Source organism: Leucobacter japonicus (assembly GCF_001273855.1).
Taxonomy (GTDB): Bacteria; Actinomycetota; Actinomycetes; order Actinomycetales; family Microbacteriaceae; genus Leucobacter; species Leucobacter japonicus.
This window is the reverse complement of sequence record NZ_JHBX01000105.1, coordinates 146,046-167,957: the sequence shown is the minus strand read 5'-3', so window position 1 is coordinate 167,957 and position 21,912 is coordinate 146,046. Positions and strand designations below refer to the sequence as shown.

Annotated in this window: 18 protein-coding genes and 2 tRNA genes; 6 read left to right on the top strand and 14 right to left on the bottom strand. The window is 68.5% G+C overall.

Going from position 1 to position 21,912, the window contains the following annotated elements; genetic code table 11:
- A partial coding sequence (locus AMS67_RS07785; RefSeq protein WP_053386881.1) for a choice-of-anchor G family protein occupies positions 1-3,522 on the bottom strand: 3,522 nt, incomplete at its 3' end.
- Between the two features lie 385 nt (positions 3,523-3,907).
- Here AMS67_RS07785 and AMS67_RS07780 point away from each other — a divergent pair.
- Both AMS67_RS07780 and AMS67_RS07775 read left to right on the top strand, forming a co-directional pair.
- Positions 3,908-6,448: a helix-turn-helix transcriptional regulator gene (locus tag AMS67_RS07780; protein WP_082305383.1), complete on the top strand. Its 2,541-nt coding sequence runs from the start codon at positions 3,908-3,910 to the stop codon at positions 6,446-6,448.
- Between the two features lie 10 nt (positions 6,449-6,458).
- Positions 6,459-6,549, top strand: a tRNA-Ser gene (locus tag AMS67_RS07775).
- Positions 6,550-6,685: 136 nt separating this feature from the next.
- Here AMS67_RS07775 and AMS67_RS07770 read toward each other — a convergent pair.
- The 5 genes from AMS67_RS07770 to AMS67_RS07750 all read right to left on the bottom strand — a co-directional run bounded on the left by AMS67_RS07770 (position 6,686) and on the right by AMS67_RS07750 (position 10,744).
- The gene (locus AMS67_RS07770) at positions 6,686-8,080 is read right to left on the bottom strand and encodes an MFS transporter (protein WP_053386879.1); all 1,395 of its coding nucleotides are present in this window, start codon (positions 8,078-8,080) and stop codon (positions 6,686-6,688) included.
- 58 nt (positions 8,081-8,138) lie between these two features.
- Positions 8,139-9,191, bottom strand: coding sequence for a 2,3-butanediol dehydrogenase (locus AMS67_RS07765; RefSeq protein ID WP_053386878.1), 1,053 nt, complete (start codon positions 9,189-9,191; stop codon positions 8,139-8,141).
- Between the two features lie 28 nt (positions 9,192-9,219).
- Positions 9,220-9,771: a TetR/AcrR family transcriptional regulator gene (locus AMS67_RS07760; protein ID WP_053386877.1), complete on the bottom strand. Its 552-nt coding sequence runs from the start codon at positions 9,769-9,771 to the stop codon at positions 9,220-9,222.
- A 273-nt stretch (positions 9,772-10,044) separates the two neighbouring features.
- Positions 10,045-10,135 (bottom strand) — tRNA-Ser (locus AMS67_RS07755).
- 48 nt (positions 10,136-10,183) lie between these two features.
- Positions 10,184-10,744 (bottom strand): phosphorylase family protein, encoded by a 561-nt coding sequence (locus AMS67_RS07750; RefSeq protein WP_053386876.1) that lies wholly within the window; start codon positions 10,742-10,744, stop codon positions 10,184-10,186.
- Between the two features lie 407 nt (positions 10,745-11,151).
- Between AMS67_RS07750 and AMS67_RS07745 the strand changes: the two genes are divergently transcribed.
- Positions 11,152-11,436 carry a hypothetical protein gene (locus tag AMS67_RS07745; RefSeq protein WP_241488022.1) on the top strand — a complete coding sequence of 95 codons (285 nt, stop codon included), beginning with the start codon at positions 11,152-11,154 and terminating at the stop codon, positions 11,434-11,436.
- A 90-nt stretch (positions 11,437-11,526) separates the two neighbouring features.
- Positions 11,527-12,018, top strand: coding sequence for an S-ribosylhomocysteine lyase (locus AMS67_RS07740; protein WP_053386874.1), 492 nt, complete (start codon positions 11,527-11,529; stop codon positions 12,016-12,018).
- A 242-nt stretch (positions 12,019-12,260) separates the two neighbouring features.
- Here the strand turns inward: AMS67_RS07740 and AMS67_RS07735 are convergent, their stop codons facing one another.
- From AMS67_RS07735 to AMS67_RS07715, 5 genes are all read right to left on the bottom strand, one after another.
- Positions 12,261-12,977 (bottom strand): HAD family hydrolase, encoded by a 717-nt coding sequence (locus tag AMS67_RS07735; RefSeq protein ID WP_053386873.1) that lies wholly within the window; start codon positions 12,975-12,977, stop codon positions 12,261-12,263.
- A 2-nt stretch (positions 12,978-12,979) separates the two neighbouring features.
- Entirely contained in the window at positions 12,980-13,732 is a 753-nt protein-coding gene (locus AMS67_RS07730; protein ID WP_082305382.1) for a nucleoside phosphorylase, read from the bottom strand.
- 92 nt (positions 13,733-13,824) lie between these two features.
- Positions 13,825-15,201 (bottom strand): amidohydrolase, encoded by a 1,377-nt coding sequence (locus AMS67_RS07725; RefSeq protein WP_053386872.1) that lies wholly within the window; start codon positions 15,199-15,201, stop codon positions 13,825-13,827.
- A 76-nt stretch (positions 15,202-15,277) separates the two neighbouring features.
- On the bottom strand, positions 15,278-16,150 hold the full coding sequence (locus AMS67_RS07720) for an SDR family NAD(P)-dependent oxidoreductase (protein WP_053386871.1): 873 nt from the start codon (positions 16,148-16,150) through the stop codon (positions 15,278-15,280).
- A gap of 2 nt (positions 16,151-16,152) precedes the next feature.
- On the bottom strand, positions 16,153-16,938 hold the full coding sequence (locus AMS67_RS07715; protein ID WP_053386870.1) for an isoprenyl transferase: 786 nt from the start codon (positions 16,936-16,938) through the stop codon (positions 16,153-16,155).
- A 171-nt stretch (positions 16,939-17,109) separates the two neighbouring features.
- Here AMS67_RS07715 and trhA point away from each other — a divergent pair, with 171 nt between their 5' ends.
- A complete protein-coding gene (gene trhA, locus AMS67_RS07710) occupies positions 17,110-17,889 on the top strand; it encodes a PAQR family membrane homeostasis protein TrhA (protein ID WP_156316576.1) in 780 nt (259 codons plus the stop codon).
- On the opposite strand, the gene AMS67_RS07705 is transcribed toward trhA, so the two are convergent.
- Entirely contained in the window at positions 17,886-18,494 is a 609-nt protein-coding gene (locus tag AMS67_RS07705; protein ID WP_241488021.1) for a gluconokinase, read from the bottom strand. The two genes, trhA and AMS67_RS07705, sit on opposite strands and share 4 nt — an antisense overlap.
- Positions 18,491-19,213 (bottom strand): TetR/AcrR family transcriptional regulator, encoded by a 723-nt coding sequence (locus tag AMS67_RS07700; protein ID WP_075201273.1) that lies wholly within the window; start codon positions 19,211-19,213, stop codon positions 18,491-18,493. The genes AMS67_RS07705 and AMS67_RS07700 overlap by 4 nt, the downstream gene beginning before the upstream one ends.
- Before the next feature lie 128 nt (positions 19,214-19,341).
- Here AMS67_RS07700 and AMS67_RS07695 point away from each other — a divergent pair, with 128 nt between their 5' ends.
- Positions 19,342-20,292, top strand: coding sequence for an NAD-dependent epimerase/dehydratase family protein (locus AMS67_RS07695; protein ID WP_053386868.1), 951 nt, complete (start codon positions 19,342-19,344; stop codon positions 20,290-20,292).
- 59 nt (positions 20,293-20,351) lie between these two features.
- Here the strand turns inward: AMS67_RS07695 and AMS67_RS07690 are convergent, their stop codons facing one another.
- Positions 20,352-21,836, bottom strand: coding sequence for an MFS transporter (locus AMS67_RS07690; RefSeq protein ID WP_053386867.1), 1,485 nt, complete (start codon positions 21,834-21,836; stop codon positions 20,352-20,354).
- Between the last annotated feature and the right edge of the window lie 76 nt (positions 21,837-21,912).

The window sequence follows — 21,912 nt, the reverse complement described above, 5'->3', positions numbered from 1 at the left end:
CGAAGCCGTCGCATCATCGTCCGCCGCGGCCTCCGCCGAAGCCGACGCCGAAGCCGACGCATTCGCATTCACATCGGCATCTGCCGCGGCCTCGACCTCGGTCGTTGCGGTTGCCGTGCGTCCGCTGGTGTCGCCGGTCGCAGTGAACTCGGCGTCACCCGTCGCGAAGTCGGCCGGAACGTCCCAGGTCGTGCTGAACGTGCCGTCGGCCTCGGCGGTGACCGTGGTGGTCGTGCCGTCGGGCAGCGTGACCGTCACGTCTTCGCCGCCGACGAACCCGCCGCCGGTCAGGGTGACGGTGCCGCCCTGTTCGACCGGATCGGGAGTCGCCGTGAGCGTGCCCGCCAGTGCTTCCACCTCGGTGGTCGCCGTTGCCGTGCGTCCGCTGGTCTCGCCCTCCGCCGAGAAGTCAGCGCTCCCCGGCGCGTAGTCGGCGGGCACCTCCCACGTCGTCGTGAACGAGCCATCGGCTTCAGCCGTCACAGTGACGGTGGTGCCATCCGGAAGCGTGACCGTGACGTCTTCACCATCAGCGAACCCTTCACCGCTCAAGGTGACTGTGCCCTCTTGCTCGACCGGGTTCGGAGTCGCTCCGAGAGTTGCCGCGGATGCCGCTTCCACTTCGGTGGTCGCCGCCGCCGTACGACCGCTCGCATCGCCCGTCGCAGAGAATTCGGCGTCGCCTGGAGCGAAGTCGAATGGCACGTCCCAGGTGGTGGTGAACGACCCGTCGGCTTCCGCCGTCACCGTGGTGGTCGTGCCGTCGGGCAGCGTGACCGTCACGTCTTCGCCGCCGACGAATCCGCCACCGGTCAGGGTGACGGTGCCGCCCTGTTCGACCGGATCGGGAGTCGCCGTGAGCGTGCCCGCCAGCGCTTCCACCTCGGTGGTCGCCGTGCCGGTCGCGCCGCTCTCCTGCCCCTCGGCCTCGAACGTCGCGGGGCCAGCCGGGTAGTCCGCGGGAACATCCCACGTCGCACTGATGGTGCCGTCGGCCTCCGCGGTCACGACCGTGGTCGTGCCGTCCGGGAACGTGACTGTGACATCCTCACCCGAGGCGAAACCGCCACCCGTCAGGGTCACGGTACCCTCCTGCTCCACCGGATTCGGTGACGCGTCGAGGGTGGCGTTGATCGCTGCGACGACATTCGTGGTCGCGGTCGCGGTCAGTCCGCTCGTGGCTCCCGTCGCGGAGAACGTCGCTTCACCCGTGGGGAAGTCACCAGGTACGTCCCACGTGGTGGTGAACGAACCGTCGGCCTCGGTGGTCACCGTAGTCGTCGTGCCGTCAGGGAAGGTCACGGTGACGTCTTCGCCGCCATCGAACCCACCACCCGCGACCGTCACGGTGCCGCCATGCGCCACCGGATCCGGCGTCGCCTCGAGCAGCGCATCTGCGGCCGCCTCGACTTCGACGCTCGCCGTCGCGGTCGCCCCGCTCGTCACGCCCGTCGCTGAGAAATTGGCCGGACCGACCGGGAAGTTCGCGGGAACGTCCCAGGTCGTGGTGAAGCTGCCATCCGCCTCAGCCGTCACCGTGGTCGTCGTGCCGTCGGGCAGTGTGACTGTGACGTCTTCGTCGCCGTCGAACCCGTCGCCGTTCAGGGTGACGGTGCCGCCCTGTTCAACCGGGTCGGGAGTCGCCTCAAGCGTCGCATCCGAGGCCGCGACGACCTCGGTCTCGGCCGTCGCGGTGAGCCCGCTCGTAGCCCCAACCGCTGAGAAGGCTGCCGCGCCGATTGCGTAATCGGCTGGCACGTCCCAGGTGGTCGAGATCGAGCCGTCCGGCTGTGCCGTGACCGTAGTCGCTGTGGCATCCGGGAACGTCACCGTAACGTCCTCGCCAGCGGTGAAGCCACCGCCGGTCAGGGTGACGACGCCACCTTGCTCGACCGGATTCGGTGACGCCGCGAGCGTGGCCTCGGCCTCAGCGGAAATCACCGTCGACGACCCCAACTGGAGGTTCGCCGAGCCAGCTCCGAGAATCGGAAGCAGCTCAATAGCGAGTGCACGAACGGTGAAACTCCCCGCACCGAGATCGCCCTCGGCCGGTTGTTCGTTCACCGTCACCTCAAGCAAGTTCGACAGGACGGGCTCGAGCGCGTCGTCGAGCAGCGGATTCACCACTGCGCCGACCGCCGTCGTCAACACCGGCTGCGCATTTGTGAGCAGGTTCTGCACGACGGGGAGCACAGCCGCACCGATTGTGCTCACCGTGCCGGCAAGCAAGTTCGCGATGGGTTGCACGATGGTGCCGACGGGGATGCCGGCCACCGTGATGCCGCTCACGTCGAATACCGCGGGCGTGTACCCCGGCTGGCCGGTCAGCCCACCGAGGTTCGTCGCCAGGGTGACCGGCGCGTTGACCAGCACGAGACCGGTCAGCGGGTTTGTCACGCGGATCTGCAGCGAAATGTTGAACGCGACGTTGTAGATGCCCTCGTTCAGCAGGTTCACGACCTTCGTGATCAACGAGTTCGGGCCGTTTCCGAGCAGCAGCTCGGTCACGCCGTCGACGATGCTCGTGACGGCTTCGCCGCTGAGCAAGTTCGTGTTCGGGTCCAGCGAGCTGAGCCCGACGGCTCCCCCGCCATCGGTGAGCAGGTTGTCGAGGTCGACATGGATGACACCGGTGCTCAGGTCGATCGACAAGCTGCCTTCCGCGTTTTCGAGCGGTTCGGCGAGCAGTGAGCTGCGGATCTCATTGGTGAGCGGCGTCGTGTCGAGCGACAGGCTGTTCAACGATGCGTTCACCTGCGCTACGAGCGGCACCTGGATGCCGTTGAGCGAGGTGATCAGCGTACCCAGCGTGTTCTGAATGGTGCCCCCAGGGCCGACCAGCGCATTCAGCGGGGCCAAGAGCGTTCCGAGCGCGCTATCCACTGTCGTAGTCAGATTGCCGACGACCGGGCTGTGTACGTCGAGGCCGACGCCCGAGAGCAGGTACTCGCTCGTCGGCTGACCGTCAACGGCCTCGGCCCGCGAGGCGAGTGCCCCGATGCTCACCGAAGCTTCATCCAGCGCGGTATCCACGAGCACATCGGGAAGCACCTGGCGCAGGAGCCCGCTCGCATCGAGGGTCGCCCGATCGAAGTCGGCCGGAACCGACTCCGGGTCCAGGCTGATGCCTCCGTCTTCACCGATCAGGCCGGCAGAGGCTACCGAGTTCTGTGCGTCTGCCGACTCCGAGAAGCTCGAAATCGCACCGAGGCCGCCCAGGTTCAGCAAGCCGCCGTTCGTACCGTCGCCGATCAATGGAATGTTGACGCCGGTGCCGATATCGACGGTGAGCGCGCTCAAGACCGAGAGGTCCAGATCTTCGCCGTTCGGACCGACGTTGTCGGGGAATTCGGAGAGCGCGGAGCCCGTACCCGCGACGTCGAGGCCGAGCGCGTCGAGCCAGAGTGCGTGCCCGTGGCCCGCGGACTCCGCATTCGCACTCGGCGTGTGCGTATCGGCCGATGCTGCCGTCGCGGCGATCACCGATGTCGACGCCAGGGCGGTGAGCGCAACGACTCCCACCGCCAAGGGCCTCATGGTGCGTCGAACCCGACGTCTCCGTTGGTCTTCCCTGTACCCCACGAGATACCCCCTCCGTTGGTCTGCAAAACCCGCGGCTACGCGGGCGCGGAGGTGGACAGAGTCCGGTCCTCCCTACGGGGAGGCTAATAATGTGCATTCACTGAGAGCCACGCAATTCAGCAATGCGGAGACTCAGTTCTCGTAATGCTGAATGAATATTCGCGCACTACTGAGAACACATATGGTTCACACTGATGCGAAACTTTGTTGCGCCTGACGTCAAGGGGGCGCGGCACGCCTGTTCTTTCGCTATGGTGATACCAAACGTCAAGTATGGTCACGGCATATTCGACGCGAGGGTTCGTCTTTTCAAGGGGGGAAGGGCGTGATTCGTCACATGCGAGGTGGGGTACGAAGCGCGGTTGCGGAGCGCCTCATCGAGGAATCGGGAAGGCCCGGGCTCCTCATTTTGATGGGCGCTCGAGGCAGCGGCACGTCGGGTGTGCTCGCCGACGTGCAGCAGGTCTGCAGTACCGCCGACATTCCAGCGTTCTCGGTCAGCATGCGCGACGCCGCAGCCGCCGAGGTGCTGACGCAGCAACCATTGACGGCGCTGCACCTGGTCGACGATCTCGAGTTCGCAACACCCGAGGCGTTGGAGGCACTCGCGACACGGCTGCGACACGGTGGGCGCGGTGCTTGCGCTCTCGTGGAGGATCACCTCACCGCCGAGCGCTCCAGCGAGCCGGGGTGGCGAGCCCTGTTTGCTCCCGAAACCGAACTTCCCTTGACGAGGTATGTGCACCTCGTCCCGCTCTCGGCGTTGGAGTCGCTGCGCATCATCACTGAGACGAGCTCAGAGTATGTCGACGCCCACACCGCTGTCACCCTGCACGGCTTATCATTCGGTCGACCGGCTTGGCTGCTCGAGCTGTTGCAACTCGAGGCCATGGGTGCGCTGCAGGCGACCCCCTGGCCCGGGCTCTCAGCGACTCAAGTGCGCGAACTCGGCCTCGATTCCTTCCGATTCGCCGACGATCGCGCCGCAACTCACCTCGCGCCCGAAGTCATCGCTGCGGGAGCGGCGCTGGCGCGCCTGGACCCCCGCACGCTCAGCGGTCATGGCGATCTCATCAGCGGGGCCTCAACCGCGGCGCTGCTCGCGCAGGGTCTCCTGATCACCATCCCCGGCGATGCCTCGATGTACGCGGTACCCGAGCTGTACGCGGCGGCGCTGCAACTCAGAGCCGATCCTGCGCTGCTCGCTCGAGTGTCGAACCAGATCTCTGAACGGCTGCAGATGCAAGAGTTGCTCGGCATTCAGCTCTCGGAACGCGAGGCTTACTTCTGCGCGACCGCCGATGAGCCCGCCGGCGATGCGACCGTCGGCGATCCCGTGCGAGCCGCACTGCATCACCGGGTGGCGAGCGAGTTCTTGGCCTTCGGCGGAACCGGCGAGGTGCGCGATCTGCTGCTACGAGGCGCCGCTCTCGGGTTGCGGCTCGATCCGCTCGAACGCAGCCGAGTCGCCACCGCTCTGCACGGCCCGCTGGCGGGCATGCGCAGCCTGCAAGCCGCTCAGGAGCATCCGAAGAACCTCGCCGAGCACATCGCGTTCGACGCTCTCGCGAGCTACGTCGTGGCCAACGCCCCGGTGCCTCACGACTCACTCCGAGTCTCTGTCGGGTCAGGAGCGAAGCCGTCGAGCGACGACGACGCACCTGCCGCCCGGTGGCTTCTCGACCGGTGGAACGCGCTCGGACCAATCGACTCCGATGCACAGCGCATCGCACGCATCGCTGACCGGCATCCGGTGGCAGAGATCGCGCTGCTCGCACGACTGCTGCTCGATCTCGAACAGGTGAAGCGCGGGCTGCAACCGCTCACGACCTCTGACTGCGTCGCACGCATTACGCAGATCACGGGCATCGCGATGACCAGCCCACCTGAACTGCGCGACCTGCTCACGACCGCCGTCGTCGCCGAAGCGATGATCGCGTTTTACCTGGGAGACACCTCAGGAAGCGATGTCGCGCTCGACGCGTTGACCGAGACGCTGCCCGCCGCCGCGCTGCACCATCGCTGGCTCATGCATCTCGGAGCCGCAGGCAAAGCCATCCTTGCGGGCGATATCCTGCGCGCCGCACTGGAGTGGAAGCACCTCGTGGCGCACCTGCCGCATTTTCTCCCCGTGAGACTCGACACCCTGATTTCGGACGTCGGCGAGGCGATCGAACGCGCCTCGATGAGTTCCGCCGCGCTCGGTGAAAACGAACTGAGCACCGACATCGACGACCTGTCGTCACAGTATCTGGCGTACTTCAGTGGACTTCTCGAACACATTGGCCCCCGCATCCAGCGCTACGGGTTTTTGCACGATGCACCCGTCGACGATGCACGTTCCCTCGACATCCCCCGGCTCGCCCGTGTCCACATTCAAGCAACGAATGCGCAGAACCCTGCCGCGCTCATCACCATCGCAGAGCATCTCGCCGAGCGCCACTTCTGGGGGCCCGCCGCCTACGCATTGCGCGAGGCACGACGCATTTTTGTGCAACGTCGCGCTACGGGAAGCGTGAACCGTTGCAGTGAACTGCTGACCGAACTGGAGCATGCGGCGCAGTTGACCGACCCGTGGTTTAGCATCGAGGCACTCCCGGAGGTCGAGTTCGCCCGGCTCACGCCGCGCGAGCTCGCCACTGCCCGACTCTCGGTCGACGGGCTCAGCAACAAGGAAATGGCCGCGCACCTGCGCTGCAGCGTGCGCACCGTCGAGTCGCACCTGGCGCAGGCCAGAGCGAAACTCGGGGCATCGGATCGCGAGGAACTCGCGGAGATCATGCGCGAGTTCGCGCAGCCGGAAGCGCCGCGGAACGCACGGCATCGGTTCCGGGTCGATTCGCGCACCATCGAGCACATGCGCTAATCTCGTGAGCGGTGACGTGTCCGAGCGGCCGAAGGTGCAACTCTCGAAAAGTTGTGTAGGGTAACCCCCTACCGTGGGTTCAAATCCCACCGTCACCGCCAGAAGAACCCCCTCCTGAGGAGGGGGTTCTTGCGTTTCCGCAGTTCAGCACTGCGCGGGGCGGCGGGGCGCCCTGACGCCCCTGCGCGTCGACGCGTCCCTCCGCATGCGCCGCCTCGCCCGCCGCCGACGTGCGGCTCAGGCGTCGACGACCTCGACCTGGTCGGTCGAGCGCGGATTGCGAATACCGAGGAACGAGACGATGGCACCCGCAATGAAGAGTGCCCCCGTGACGAGCGCTGCCGTGTGGAACCCGCGAAGGTCGAGCGTGCCGCCGACGATCGTCGCCAGGAGGGCGATGACGATGAGCCCGGCGACTCGCGAGATCGCGTTGTTCACCGCCGAGGCGATGCCGCTGCGCTCGGGGCCGATCGCACCCAGAATCGCAGCGGTGAGCGGGGCGACCATGATCGACAGGCCGAGGCCCATCACGAGCATCGTAGGGAGCACCTGCGTCCAGTACGAGAACGGCGTATCGACGAGCAGCAGCAGCCACGCCCCGATGCCGAGCAGGAGCGGGCCGACGGTCATGAACAGTCGAGGTCCGTACCGCCCGGCGAGTGCTCCGGCGCGAGAGCTGAGCAGCACCATCAGAATCGTGATGGGCAGACTTGCGAGCCCCGCAAGCGTCGCGGTAAGCGCTGGCCCCTCGGGATTTTGCAGGTACACCCCGACCACGAAGCCGTTGAGCGCGAGCGCGGCGTAGATGAAGAGGGTGGCGAGGTTGCCCGTCCAGAAGTTGCGCACGCGGAACAGGCTGAGCGGAAGAATCGGCGATGCCACACGCGTCTGCCACCAGAGGAAGGCCAGCAGGAGCAGCGCCCCGACGCTCAGCGGAACCCAGATCACGGGGCTCCCCCAGCCGTGCGCGGGCTCTTCGATCAGCGCCCAGACGGCGAGCCCGAGGCCGAGTGCGGCACCGATGCCGCCGAGCCAGTCGATGCTCACACCGCGACGTCGGTCGTCGGTGCCATGCAGTTTTTGCAGCATCCACAGCGTGAGCCCGATCGGCACCACGTTGATGAGGAAGACGAGTCGCCAGGACAGGTAGTCGGTGAACACGCCGCCGAGCAAAGGCCCGATGATCATGGCCCCCGTGGTCGCCGCCGTCCACACACCGATCGCGTGCCCTTGCGCCGGGCCCGAGACGCGCGACGTGATGAGCGCCAAGGAGCTCGGCAGGAGAAAGGCCCCGGCGGCCCCCTGCAGGGCTCGGGCGGCGATCATCATCTCGGGCGAGACGGCGAGGCCGACAGCGATCGACGCGATGCCGAAGCCGATGAGCCCGATGCGCATGATGAAGATGCGACCGTACGCGTCGGCGATCGACCCGGCGAGCAGCATGAGCGCGCTGAGTGTGACCAGGTATGCATCGACCACCCACTGCTGCGTTGCCAGCCCGCCGCCGAGGTCGGCCGAAATGCGCGGCAGCGCGACGTTCGTCACCGACATGTCGAGCGAGGTCACGAACGATGCGAGTATCGCGATCGTCACGACGAGGCGCTGAGCCGGAGTGAGCGCGGTGTCGGTCATGGAAGCAGGATACGACGAGCCGCCGACATTGGGAGACGGCGACCCGCGCATCGAGCGGCTACTGCCCGGCCTGCACCAGAATCTTCGCTCCGACGCCGCCGCGCAGGGCGTGGATCGCATCGACGACGCCGTTCAACGGCACCTCTTGCACCCATCCGGTCGTGTCGTACTTGCCATCTGCCATCGCCGCGATCACGGCATCGAAATCCTCGGGCAGATACGCCAGCGCACCGGCGATTTCGGTCTCGCCCATCACGAGCTGCGTCGGCAAGAACTCCATGGGACGCTCGTGAATGGCGACCACGACGATCCGCCCGCCCGGCGTGAGGCTGGCGAGCCCCGACGTGACCGCGGGGCCCGCACCGGCTGCATCAAATGCGACGTCGACGCCCGTGCCGCCCGTCAGCTCCGCCACGGCTGCCGCGAGATCCTCGTGCACCGGGTCGACGACGGTCGCCCCGAGCGCGGCAATGGTCGCGCGGCGGTCAGCGCTGGGCTCCGAGACGAGCACCCGATCCACCCCGCGCGCCTTGAGCGCGAACCAGACTCCGATGCCGATCGGACCCGCGCCCGCGACGATGGCCGTCTGGCCCGCCTCGACGTGGCTGCGTGACACCGCGTGCCACGACACCGACATCGGCTCGACGAGGGCGCCCATGCGCAGGTCGACATTCTCGGGCAGCACGTGCACCTTGCTCGCCGGAACCGTCGTGAACTCGGCCATGCCGCCGCCGTGCGAGCTGAGCCCGTGGAAGCCGATCTTCTGGCAGACGTTGTAGAGGCCCTTGACGCAGGCCGGGCACTCGCCGCAGTAGTAGATGGGCCAGACCGCGACGCGATCCCCCACCGCGACATCGGAGACGCCCTCGCCGAGCTCGACGATGGTGCCCGAGAATTCGTGACCGAGGATCTGCGGCAGCGTCGAACCGGTCACCGGGTGCGGGTGGTCGAAGTCGAGCCCAGCGGCTTCGGGCGAGTAGTAGACGTGCAGATCTGAACCGCAGATGCCGGCGAAGGCGTTGCGAATCTTCACTTCGCCCGGGCCCGGCGTGGGCTCCTCGACGTCGACGATGCGGAGGTCTTCCTTCGCGTAGAACTGTGCTGCCTGCATGGGGTGCTCCTTCTTCTCGGGCCGCGGATCAGCGCAGCCACCATTCCGGGGATGCCGCGAGGATCAGCTCGACGGCACGTTCGATATCGTCGCTGCCCGAGTCGAGCCAGGCCTCGATGGCTCCGACGGTGCCGGACGCGGCATACGCGATGGCGATGCGTTGCCCGATGGCGTCGTCGCGCAGGGCGGGCGGCAGGATCGCCGGGCGCAGGGCGATCCAGGTTTCCAAGCCGTGCCGCACGGACTGCTCGAGCGCACTCCGCACGGGTGCGACGAGTGTCGGTCGCATCGCCCCGCGATAGATGTCGGCGCGCGCGGCGACGTGCGCGATCAGCAGCCGCTCCCCATCGCCGATGGTCTGCGCGGCGGGCAGCGCCTCCATCGCGGCATCGATCTCGTGCGCGAGTGCGTCGCCGAGCAGGTGCGCCGGGGTGCTGGCGTGCCGATAGAACGTGTCACGCGTGATTGCCGATTCCCGGCAGATCGCCGCAACGGAGATGTCGTCGATCGGCGTCGCTGTCGACAGGGTGAGGATCGCGGCGCGCAGTTGGCTCCGCGTGCGGAGCGACCGAGCATCCATGCGCACATTCTATCTGACAGGTGTCAGATAGACCAGCGCCAGGTGCCCGCTCCGCCCGCCCTGCCCTAACAGCTTCGTCGGCCAGCTCCGCCCACTCACGGATTGGTGTCAAAAATTGCTCTCAGATCAGTGATGTGGGCGGGCTGAACGACACAAAGTGACACCGATTCGGCAGGGGCGAGCGGCGTTGCGAGCGGAGTGACGCGCGGCGTAGCGAGCGCAACGCCCAGCCCCACCAACGCGAAAACCCCCTCACGAAGAGGGGGTTTTCTGTGGCGGTGACGGTGGGATTTGAACCCACGGTAGGGGGTTACCCTACACAACTTTTCGAGAGTTGCACCTTCGGCCGCTCGGACACGTCACCGCGGAAGAGCTTATGCGATTCGCGCACGCATTGCGAATCGGGGCAGACTCAGGCGAGTCGCTCCTCCCAGAATGCGCGCAGTTGTTCGCTCTTGCGGAAGACGATCGTGTCCCACTCTTCATCGGTGGTCGACGAATCGGCGAAGTCCGAGGGGATCTTGAAGAGCTGCAGCGCAACCCCGAACCGCGCGCACACGCTCGCGTAGGCGTACGCCTCCATGTCGACGAGGTTCGCGCCGAGCCCGGCGATGGTCGCCCGCTGGTCGTCGTTCTGCACGAAGACATCGCCGGTGGCGATCACCGCGGTCGATTCCGTGGGCAGGATCACCGCACCTGTCGGGGCGAGCTCGGGCGAGGGCAGCGAGAAGTCGTGCTGCACGACCCCGGCGATTTGGTAGACCTCGTCGAGCGAGGGGCGATCCGGCGCATCACTGACGACCCCTGCCGTGCCGAGCACGACCACCCGGTCGACCGGGCGCTCGGCGAGCTCGGCGGCGAGCGAGACGGAGGCGTTGATCTTGCCCACCCCGGTGACGAGGTGCGGCACATCGGCGAAGGCCGAAGCCTCGTCTCGATGCGCGAAAACGAGCAGGGTGGTGAGGTCAGACATCGGCGCTCCCAGCGGCGCTTGCACGCCCGTCGATCAGGAATTTTCGACTCCACACTAGCGCTTTTCGAAACCTTGTTCTAATATTGGGGAGTCGGGTTCGCGAGCCGTACGCGTGATCGCCCTGAAACGGGACGTCGAGATCACCTCAACTCCGCGACAATCGCAGCGAAACCCACCCGCACCGCAGACCTTCACACGAGGTCGATCCTCCCGATGAGGCCGGTGCAGATGCGCTCACGCATCGATCCCGCAGGTTCCACAGACGCTGCAGGCTCGATCGGGCTGTGCCGACGCAGCCCCCGCGATGCAGCGTGAGGCCCCGAGCGGGCCCACCCCCGAGACATGCTCGGCGGGATACGCACCATGACGGTGCGTCAGAAAGGAACACCATGACTTCGCATACCCGTATGCCTGAAACCGCAGCCCCGCGCCCCGTCGCGACGCTGCGCACCCCGTACCACTCGCTCAGCGGCGCCGACAACATGCTCGTGCCCGACTGGGCGCAGCGCCGCTCCGTCTACCGCAGCTCGGGGCGCACGCTGTACATGGTCGAAACCGATCGCCTCAGTGACGCCCGCGTCGATCTGAAGCGTCTCGACCGTGCCGGCTGGGACGTTCGCGTCTCGCCGCTCCCCACGGGCGACCACGCCCGTATCGCGCTCACGCGCCGCGACCTCGCTCGCGCCGCGTAACCGTTCGCACACGCTGAGCTCCATGAGCATCGCGTAACTCGACGCCATCGCCCATGCGGCCCGGTGGATCCCCTGGATACACTGGGCCGCATGAGTGATGTCGAGCTTGCCGAAGTCGAGAGCTTCTCCCTGGACCACACGAAAGTGCTGGCCCCCTACGTGCGTCTGATCGGCGTCGAACGCGGACCCAAGGGCGATGCGATCTCGAACTTCGATATCCGCCTCGTGCAACCGAACGAGGGCGAGATTCCAACTGCGGGCCTCCACACCATCGAACACACGCTCGCGGCGCTGCTGCGCACCCGCTTCGACGGGCTGATCGACATCTCCCCGTTCGGCTGCCGCACCGGCTTCCACCTCATCGCGTGGGGCGAGCCGAGCGCCGAAACCGTCGCCGCAGCGATCAAGAGCTCACTCGAAGACCTCGTGGAGCGCGTGACTTGGGACGACGTGCCCGGCACCGAACCCGTCAGCTGCGGCAACTACCGCGACCACAGCCTGCACTCCGCGAAGGAGTGGGCCAAGATCGTGCTCGCGCAGGGCATCAGCCTCGACGCATTCGATCGCTCACGGATTGCCTAGCCCAGCAGGGCCTCGCGCCGAGCCGCATGCCCCGAGTTCTTGAGTCTCGGGCCCTCGAGCCCAAGGCTTTGAGCCCTTGAGTCGTTGAGCCCTGGGCCTCGCGCCCTCGAACGCACCGGTTTCGCGCGAGAGTACCCACATCACAGGGGTGCACTCGCGCGAAACCGGTGCGTTCGTTGCAGCGCGGCGGTAGCGCGGCGGTAGCGCGGCGCTAGCCCGGCGCCAGCGCGCCGCAAGCAAATCTACTCCCCCACGCCCCAGCCATCGACGAGACCGGCAAGCTCAGACATGCTGCTGAACACGAGCGTCGCGCCCGCAGCGCGCAATGCGTCGGGTGCGGTCGCGACCGGGCTGTCGGGCGAGAACCCGAAGACGGTCGCTCCTGCGGCGATGCCCGCAGTGACGCCGGCGACGGTGTCTTCGACGACCAGCGCGGTCGAGGCGTCGATGCCGAGTGCCGCCGCGGCCGCCAGGTACACATCGGGGGCCGGCTTGCTGCGCGGCTGATCCATGCCGCTGAACACGCGATCTCCGAACCAGCGGCCGAGACCGGTGACTTCGAGCTGCATATCGATTTTGACGCGGTCTGCCCCGGATGCGAGCGCGATGCGGTCGCCAAAGCGCTCCGTGATCTCGGCGAGCATTTCGGGGACACCGTCGATGGGAGTCACGCTCACTCGCAGCGCGTCGTCGCGACGGGCGTGAAACTCATCGATCCAGTCTTCGGTGATGCGAATCCCAGTGTGGGTGAGAATCACTTCCCACTCGTCTTTCAGTGCGCGCCCGATGAACGTACGGATGGTCTCGGCTTCAGAGATCTCCCACCCGAGTTCGCGCAGCATCTCGGCGAGCAGTCGCTGCGTGATCGTCTCCGAGTCGACGAGTACGCCGTCGCAGTCGAACAGCACCGCCGAGAACGGAGTCCTCACCGCAGCGCCACCCGCAGCCGCGTCGCTCATGCTCAGCCCACCAGCACGTCGAGTGCGGCGGTGAGTGCACCGTCGACGGCCTGCGTCACGATCTCGCGGTACGGGTCGTACCCGTCCATCGCCTCGTCTTTCGCGGCGAGCGGGTTGCCGTCGATCGCGAAGACGGCACCCGACTCGATGCCGTGCAGCGACGCGATGACGAAGAGCGCCGCGGCTTCCATCTCGACGGCCACGATGCCGGCGCGCTGCCAGGCGTGGTGGTCGACCCCGACGATGACCTCGCTCGGGTAGAACATGTCGCCGGTGAGCACGATGCCGCTGTGCACGTCGAGCCCGGTCTGGGCCGCGGCAGCCTTGAGCGCGATCGTGAGCTCGGGGGTCGCGATGGCTGGGAACTCGGTGGGCACCAACTGGTGGCTCACCCCGTCGGCGCGCACCGCACCGGTGGCGACGACGATCGCGCCGTCGACGACCTCGGGCTGAATGCCGCCCGCGGTACCCGAGCGCACGATGCGGGTGACGCCGCCGCGCGCGAGCTCTTCGAAGCACACCGCGGCACCAGCAGCACCGACGCCGTGCGAGGCGACGGTGACGGGCACGCCCTTCCAGGTGCCCGCGTACACGTGGTACTCGCGGTTCGCCGCGAGCTGGCGCACATCGTCGAGCCGTTCGGCGACGCGCGCGGCCCGAGCGGGATCGCCGACGACGAGCGCGCGATCGGCGAGATCGGAGACCCGAGCGCGCAGCAAGGGAAGTTCGGCATCGGAGGGAAGACGTACGGGCATGACGGGCCTTTCAGTGACAGCGAAGCGATGCCGTGCAGCGATCGCGCGAGGTGGGAAGCAGTGTTCGGGAGTGGTGCCGGATCGCGCCAGCGTCACTCAGCGGAGCGACTGGCGGCGGTGAGGCGTGCACGCGCTGCGGCGGCGCGCGCGCGAATCGCGTCGGCGTCGAGCGTGAGGTGCTCGCCCTCCGCGTAGACGTGGCGGCCGCCGATGAAGACGTGGCGCACATCGGCACCGGTGGCGGCGAACCCGAGGTGGGAGATCAACGACGCGGCGTCGAAGGGAACGGCGGCGGATCCCGTGACGTCGAGCGCGATCACGTCTGCGAGGCGCCCGGCTTCGAGCGCCCCGGTCTCGGCGAACCCGATCGCTTCGGCACCGCGTCGCGTCGCGATGTCGAGCACGTCGGCGGCGCGCACGATCGCGGCATCTTGGCGAGCGCCGCGATGCAGAATCGTGCCGGTCTTGATCTCTTCGAAGAGGTCGAGCGTGTTGTTGCTCGCGACCGAATCGGTGCCGAGCGAGATGCGCAGCCCGGCCTCCTGCCACTCGGGCAGCGGGGCGATACCGTTGCCGAGTTTCAGGTTGGAGACCGGGTTGTGGCTGACGGCGGTGCCGGTGCGCGCGAAGAGCGCGATCTCGCTCTCGGTGAGGTGCACGCAGTGTGCGGCGAGCACCTCGGCTGCGAAGAGCCCGAGCGAGTCGAGGTGATCCGCCGGCGTCGCACCGTACTGCTCCTGAATCTGCGCGACCTCGGCCGCCGACTCCGAGATGTGTGTGTGAATCGGGATGCCCCGCTCGACCGCTCGACGGGCGATATCGCGCAGGTATTCGGGCGGGCAGGTGTAGGGCGCGTGCGGGCCGTAGGCGATGGAGATCTGCGCGTCGTCGGCGTAGCGCGCGGCCAGCACCTCGGTCTCGTTCGTCGCGTCAGCGCCGTTCCAGGGCGAGACGCCCGGAAAGCCGACGGTGTCGGGCGCGAACGACGCGACCGCGATGAGCGCGCGCATGCCCGCGGTGCGCACCAGCTCGATGAGCTCGGCATCCCAGTGATACATGTCGGCGAACGCCGTCGTGCCCGTCTCGATCATCTCGACCATCGCGAGCTGCAACCCCACGGCGACGTCATCGTGGGTGAGGTGCTGCTCGAGCGCTTGCACGGCCGCGAGCCACGGCATGAATCCTTCGTCGTCGGAAACGCCGCGCAGCAGCGTCATCGCCGAGTGGGTGTGTCCGTTCACGAGCCCGGGCATGAGCACGTGCCCCGCAAGATCGTGCACCACGCGGTCGCCGGCAGACTCTGCGTCGGGGCGGGCGGATCCGGCATAGGTGATGCGCCCCGTGCCGTCGAACGCGAGCTCGGCGTCGACAATGACGCCGCCGGGGGCCAGCATCGCGTCGGCGCGCAGCACCGTTTCGAAGAGCACGGTGTCAGACGCGGCGGTCTGGGGGGTCTCGATGTCGCTCATGCGGGGCTCCGTTCTGCGGTGGGAGTCAGGTGTCTGGGAAAGCAGGGTCGGGTGGCAGCGCCGGATCGCCCAGCGCTCACCATCCGGGCGTCGCGAGCATGCCGCCGTCGACGGCCAGGTCTTGGCCGGTGATGAAGGTCGCCGCGTCAGAGGCGAGGAGCGCGCAGGCACCGCCGATGTCAGCCGGTGTCGCGAGTCGACCGAGCGGCGCGTGGCGCGTCCAGCTCTCGACGCCGGAGGGCCAGGCCTCGGCAAGGCCGGGACGATCGACGAGCCCGGGCGACACCGTGTTCACGCGGATGCCCTGCGGCCCGAGCTCGAGCGCTGCGGCGCGCGCGTGCATCACGAGACCGGCCTTGGCCGCGGCGTAGTGCGCGTGCGCGGGGCTCGGCCGCGACGCCTCGACGGAGGCGATGTGCGTGATCCAGCGATTCGCAGGCACCCCGTCGGCTGCTTCCCCTGGCGCAGCGATCATCGCGGCGGCCGCGACCTGCGACAGCTCGAAGACGGCGCCGAGATTGGTACCGAGCACCTCGTCCCACTCGGCGCGCGTCGTCTCGGCGAGCGGGGTGACGGGTTGCACGCCGGCGTTGTTCACGAGGCCGTCGAGCCCACCCAAGCCGGCGACCGCATCGGCGATCAGTCTGGCCGCCGCACCGGGCTCGTTCAGATCGGCGCGCACTCCGATGACGCGGGGCGTGGGATCAGCACCCGGCGCCGGGGCCACGCCCCCGCCGACGGCGTCGGCGAGTTCGCGCAGCTCGGCGACGAGTGCCTCGCCGGCCCGCACCGACTCGGGTGTGAGCCCGCGGAAGTGGACGGCGACGCTCGCGCCGGCGAGCACGAACGCGCGGGCGATGCCGCCGCCCACGCCCCCGGACGCACCGGTGACGAGCACGCGCTGACCCGACAGATTCGGGAGACCGCGCGGGTGGGTTTGGGAAGTCACAGTCACCCTCCGAGGCGTCGTTGGCGGGTCGAGTAGTCGCGCAGGGCGCGCAGGAAGTCGACCTCGCGGAGGTCGGGGTACAGCGCTTCGACGAAGTAGAACTCGGAGTGCGCCGACTGCCAGATCATGAAGTCACTCAGCCGCTGCTCGCCCGAGGTACGAATGACGAGGTCGGGGTCTGCCTGACCCCGCGTCCAGAGGTGCTCGCCGATCAGCTCCGGCGTGAGGCGTTCGGCGAGCGTGTCGATGGTGCCGCCCGCGGCCTGGTGCTCGGCGATGACGCTGTGCATGGCGGCGGTAATTTCGCTGCGGCCCCCGTAGCCCACGGCGAGGTTGATGTGCAGGCCCGTGCGATCCTGCGTCGCCGTTTCGGCCGCCTGCAGCGCCGAGGCGAGCTCGGGGGCGAGCCCCTCGCAGGTGCCTACGTGCTTGACGCGCCACCCGGGATGCTCGGCGAGCAGGCCCGCGAGCTCGGCGATGATGCCGAAGAGGTCTTCGAGCTCTTGGCGGTCGCGCGCGTTCAAGTTGTCAGCCGAGAGCAGGTAGAGCGTGACGGTGCCGACCCCAGCCTCTTCGCACCAGCCCAGAAACTCCGGAATCTTGCGCGCCCCGGCACGGTGCCCGAACGCCGCGCGCTCTTGCAGCCGCTGCTTGGCCCAGCGGCGATTGCCGTCGACGATCACCGCGATGTGGTGCGGCACCTGCTTCGGATCGATCTCGTGACGCAGGCGTCGCTGATACAGCCGGTAGAGCAGACCGGCCCGCGGTTTCGACGGCTGGGCACTCACCCTCCGAGTGTACCGGTCGGGCAGCTTGGCGCACCCCGCTCGTCTGCGACGCGCGACAGCAGCAACACGTCCGAGCGACTGGGGGTTCTCCACACATATGCCCCCGCCACGCTGTAGCGAACATACACTCGAGATATGACCTCGCAGAGCTCGCCCGCGCCCGAATCACCGATGCCGGATGCGGGCGCGAGCGAGGCGACCGCGGGCACCGGCGGCGAGCGCCGCTTCCCGGAGCCCGACAGTCTCTCGCTTCCCCTGCTCGACGATGCACTCGATCACCCGCACGATCAGCCGGGCGGTGCGCACGAAGACGTGAAGCCCCGGTGGCGTGGATGGATTCACGCGGGCACGTTCCCCGTCACCATCGCCGCGGGGATCGTGCTCATCTGCCTCGCGCACGGCGCCGTCGCGAAGTGGGCCTCGGTCGTGTACATGCTCTCGAGCATGCTACTGTTCGGCGTCTCGGCGCTCTACCACCGCTTCAATTGGAAGCCGACGACCAAGCAGGTGTTCAGGCGCCTCGACCACGCGAACATCTTCGTACTCATCGCAGGAACCTATACGCCGATCGCCCTGCTCGCGCTGCCGCCGTCGCAGGGCATCCTGCTGCTCGTATTGGTGTGGGCGGGTGCGCTGCTGGGAATCGGGTTCCGGGTGTTCTGGATCGGTGCCCCGCGTTGGTTGTACGTGCCGCTGTATCTGCTGCTCGGTTGGGCAGCGGTCATGTACCTCGGTGCGATCGCTCACGCGAATCTCGCCGCGATGGTGCTCGTGGTGGTCGGCGGCCTGCTCTACTCACTGGGCTCCGCGGTCTACGGCTTCAAGCGACCGAACCCTGTGCCCGGGGTGTTCGGATTCCACGAGATCTTCCACGCGCTCACCGTGTTGGCGTTCCTGTGCCACTGGACCGCCGCGCTCTTGCTCGCGCTCGACCCGTTCTTCTTGCGTTAATTCGCGCCGAGCACCCCGCCCGCCGAACGCCAGCTCTGCACCTGCATCGCAAGGCGGTCGAGGAGGCGCGACTCAGGGAGCGCGCCGTCGATCGTGAGCCCCGACTCGTCAGCGCCGAGCGGTTCGAGCGTCGCGAGCTGGGAGTCGAGCAGCGCGACGGGCATGAAGTGGTCAGGGCGCCCCGAGATGCGCGCGGCGAGCTCGGATCGCGCCACGTCGAGGTGCACGAACACGAGGGCACAGTCGGGCCCGGTGCCTGCGCGCAACCGGTCTCGATAGCTGCGTCGCAGCGCCGAGCAGGCGATGAACGCGGGTCCGCGCCCCGCAGCGGCAGTGTCGCGCATGCGTTCGGCAACACGGTCGAGCCAGGGTGCGCGATCGACGTCGGTGAGCGGCACTCCGGCACGCATCTGGGCCACCGCGGCGGGCGAGTGCAGCGCGTCGGCTTCGATGAACGCTCCCCCAACGCGCGCGGCGAGGGCCGCGGCCACCGTGGTCTTGCCGCACCCGGCAACCCCCATCACCACCACGGCGAGGCCGCGTGACTCCTCCGGCACGGCCGCCGCGGCAGTGAGCGCTCGGCCAACAGGCTGGGGCTTACTCACGTGAGCCCGAAGCGCGCCGAGGTCGAGGTGATCCACCGCTCGAGCAGTTCGCTGCCGAAGGCGGACAGCACGCTGCCGAGTTGCTCGAACACTTCGGCGCTCACAAGCCCGATGAGCGCCGACCAGGCTTCGACAGCGTCGGCGGCGAAGCCGGGTGCGTCGTGCGCCTCGGCGGTGAGCTCGGCGCCGGCCTCGCCGAGGAGCGCCGCGACGCCCTGCTCGAGCACGGCCGCGAAGTCATCGCTGACCGGTGGCCGCTCAGCATGCCGCACCGCGCGATCGCCGGCCGCGAGCGCCTCGACGAACCGCATCATCACGCGCGTGCCGGCGGGCGTCGTCTCATCGGAGGGCGCCGCATACCCGGGCACGGGCGATCCGTAGAGCAGCGCCCACGATTCAGGGTGCGCGACGCCCCAGGCGCGGGTCGCCCGGGCGATGACCGCGAGCCCGTCGACTCCCGCATCACCCGCCGCGTCGAGCTCCGCATCGACCGCATCGGCGAGCTCGGTGTAGGCGTCGACGACGAGCAGGGTGAGCAGCGCGTCTCGGTTCGCGACGTGCCGGTAGATCGCCGACGAGGCGACCCCCAACCCTCGCGCGATTTCGCGCACCGACAGCCCGGCGGCGCCGGAGTCGGCGAGCTGTGCTCGCCCGAGGCGCAGGATCCCCGCGCGCATCTGCGCGCGGGCCTCGGCGTGTGTGCGGCGGGGGCGTTCCATGTCCCCCAGTGTGGCAGTCCGCACCCCGCCAAGCAATTCAGAGATCAGTGCTCTTGATTTTTCGCAAACTTCGTTTTACAGTGAATCTCATCAATTAGTGAGCACTGATCACAGAATGGAATTCCCTCATGCACGCACTCATCACCGGCGCCGGTCAGATCGGCACCCAACTCGCCCGCGAACTCTCCGCAGCCGGCCACGAGGTCACCGTGCTGCGCCGAGGCACCGGAGCCGTTCCCGGGGCCCGCGTCATCAGCGGCGACGCGGGCGACCGCGACAGCCTGCGCGCGATCGCCACGGGCACCGCAACGGAGACCAGCACGATCGACGTCATCTTCCACTGCATCCACGCGGCGTACTCCGCGCCGGTCTGGCGCCGCGAACTCCCCCAGCGCGAACTCGCCGTCATGGATATCGCCGCCGAGCTCGATGTGCCGGTCGTCTTCCCGGAGTCCGTCTACGCCTACGGACGCGGTGCAGCGCAGCTGCACGAGCACCTCCCCCTCGCACCAGTCTCCCCGCTCGGCGAGGTGCGCGCCGAGTTGCTCGCGGCCCGGGCGGCTCACCCCGCACGCACGGCCTCGGTGATCGCCTCGGATCTCGTCGGCCCCACAGCCACGGCGCAGTCGTCGGTGGTGCTCGGCATGGTATTCACGCCTTCCGCTGCCGGGCGCGGCGCGTGGGTGCTCGGCGATCCCGATGCTCCGCACGCCGTCACGACGATCCCGGATCTCGCTCGCGCGATGATCGCCGCGATCCCTCTGGCGAGCACCGGCGATACGCGCCTCACCGCGCCCACCGACACCGCGCGCTCGCAGCGGCAGATGGCCGCCGACGCGGCGCGCGTCGCTGGTAAGCCCCAGCGCACCACGCACCGCATCCCCGGCGCGCTCTTCGCACTCGCCGGGCCGTTCTCGCCGATGATGCGCGAGATGCAGCATCAGCGGTATCTCTGGGCCGCACCGAGCGTCATCGTGCCGGGTCGCCTCACGACCGAGCTCGGCCTCGAGCCGACGCCGTGGGAGGACACCCTGGTCGAGTGGCATGGCGGGCGGGCGGTCGATCCGGCGCACCGGTAACCCGCACTCAGCGGGCGTGCGCGCTGAGCAGGCTCACGCCCGCTCGAGCACGCGACCCCTCAGCGCTCGCGGCGCGGCGCCGGCACGAGGAACGCCGCGGCCACGCCGACGAGCGAGACCGCAGCGGCGATCCCGAACAGCATTCGGAACGTCTCGACCCCCGGCTGCCCGGCCGCCGTGACGCCGACGATGGTGAGTACCAGCGTCGCGATCGGCGTGCCGAAGGCCGAACCGACCGTGCGCAGCACGCCGTTGACACCGAGTGCCGCGCCGATGCCGGCCGGGGGCACATTGCCCGCGATGAGCTCGGCGATGACGGCGAACCCGATGCCGTTGCCGAGGCCGATCAGGCAGAAGAACCCGATCACCATGGCGAGGGAATCGGGCCGCGCCGCGATACCGACGCCGCCGATCACCATCACTGCGAGCGCGATTGCCGCGACCACCCGTCCGCTGAGTCGGCCGAGCAGCCATGGCGCGAAGCGTCCGCCGAGGAAGACGAGCACGGCCCCCGGTAGGAGCGCCGCTCCGGTCGCGGTGACTCCGAGACCGTGACCGGCACTCGACGCCCCCGGCAGCACCGACGCCTGCAGCAGCACCGGCAGGCCGACGTAAAACGCGTACGGAATGAAGCCGAGGAGAAGGGTGAGCACGTTCGTCGCGGCGAGCGCGCGGTGCGTGACGAGGGCGGGATCCACGAGCGGCGCCGCGACCCGGCGCTCGACGAGCACGAGCGCGACCAGGCTCAGCACGGCGACCACGGCAAGCGCGATGGTGGCGGGTGCGCCCCACCCCCACCGGGCGCCCTGCGATACGACGAGCAGCAGCGGCAGCAGCGTCGTCACGAGCAGCACGATGCCGGCCCAGTCGGGTCGGGATCCGGTCGCGCGCAGGGCCGCGGCCGGCACGCGCCACAGCACCAGCAGCACCGACACCAGGCCGAGGGCGCCGCCCGCGATGAACAGCCACGGCCAGCTCAGCAGGTCAGTGATTGCGCCGCCGACGACGAGCGCGATGCCGGCGCCGAGCCCGAGTGTGCCCGACAGCCAGCCGATGGCGCTGGCCTGCGCGCGACCGGTGAGCCGCACGCGCACGATGGCAACCGCGAGCGGGAACGAGGCGGTGGCCGACCCTTGGAGCACCCGCCCGACGAGCAGCAGCGGGAACGCGGCCGCTACCGGGATCAGTGCGCTGGCGGCGGCGAGCGCGGCGCCGAGCACGAACACGAGCATCGCGACGACGAGCGTGCGCCGGTGGCCGTAGCGGTCTCCGAGCGAGCCGATGACGGGTGCGGCGATGGCCCCGCTCAGCAGATATGCGGTGAGGATCCATCCGGCAGTGGCCCCGTCGACGCCGAGTTGCTCGGCGAAGACCGGCAGCGCCGGCACGAGCAGTGTCTGCATCATCGAGAAGGCCAGCACCGCCGATGCGAGCGCGAGGGTGAACCCGGCGGGCGGGGCAATGCCCGGCGCGAGCGTGCCCCGTGCAGGGGCAGCCGCGTCGGGCGCGGCAATCGTCGGATTCGGGGCGGTCTGCGCGGTCATGGCATCCTTTCAAAATCGGAACGGAATGATTCGTTCCGATTCAGAATCGTAACACCACCCTCGGTACGATGGAAGC

Bases quoted from the DNA above. Each gene is read 5' to 3' on its own strand.
- AMS67_RS07770 (WP_053386879.1), bottom strand. From the start codon at position 8,080: ATGACCGACACCGCGCTCACTCCGGCTCAGCGCCTCGTCGTGACGATC.
- AMS67_RS07760 (WP_053386877.1), bottom strand. From the start codon at position 9,771: ATGGATGCTCGGTCGCTCCGCACGCGGAGCCAACTGCGCGCCGCGATC.
- AMS67_RS07730 (WP_082305382.1), bottom strand. From the start codon at position 13,732: ATGCCCGTACGTCTTCCCTCCGATGCCGAACTTCCCTTGCTGCGCGCT.
- trhA (WP_156316576.1), top strand. From the start codon at position 17,110: ATGCCGGATGCGGGCGCGAGCGAGGCGACCGCGGGCACCGGCGGCGAG.
- AMS67_RS07750 (WP_053386876.1), bottom strand. From the start codon at position 10,744: ATGTCTGACCTCACCACCCTGCTCGTTTTCGCGCATCGAGACGAGGCT.
- AMS67_RS07700 (WP_075201273.1), bottom strand. From the start codon at position 19,213: ATGGAACGCCCCCGCCGCACACACGCCGAGGCCCGCGCGCAGATGCGC.
- AMS67_RS07690 (WP_053386867.1), bottom strand. From the start codon at position 21,836: ATGACCGCGCAGACCGCCCCGAATCCGACGATTGCCGCGCCCGACGCG.
- AMS67_RS07725 (WP_053386872.1), bottom strand. From the start codon at position 15,201: ATGAGCGACATCGAGACCCCCCAGACCGCCGCGTCTGACACCGTGCTC.
- AMS67_RS07735 (WP_053386873.1), bottom strand. From the start codon at position 12,977: ATGAGCGACGCGGCTGCGGGTGGCGCTGCGGTGAGGACTCCGTTCTCG.
- AMS67_RS07765 (WP_053386878.1), bottom strand. From the start codon at position 9,191: ATGCAGGCAGCACAGTTCTACGCGAAGGAAGACCTCCGCATCGTCGAC.
- AMS67_RS07745 (WP_241488022.1), top strand. From the start codon at position 11,152: ATGCCTGAAACCGCAGCCCCGCGCCCCGTCGCGACGCTGCGCACCCCG.
- AMS67_RS07740 (WP_053386874.1), top strand. From the start codon at position 11,527: ATGAGTGATGTCGAGCTTGCCGAAGTCGAGAGCTTCTCCCTGGACCAC.
- AMS67_RS07695 (WP_053386868.1), top strand. From the start codon at position 19,342: ATGCACGCACTCATCACCGGCGCCGGTCAGATCGGCACCCAACTCGCC.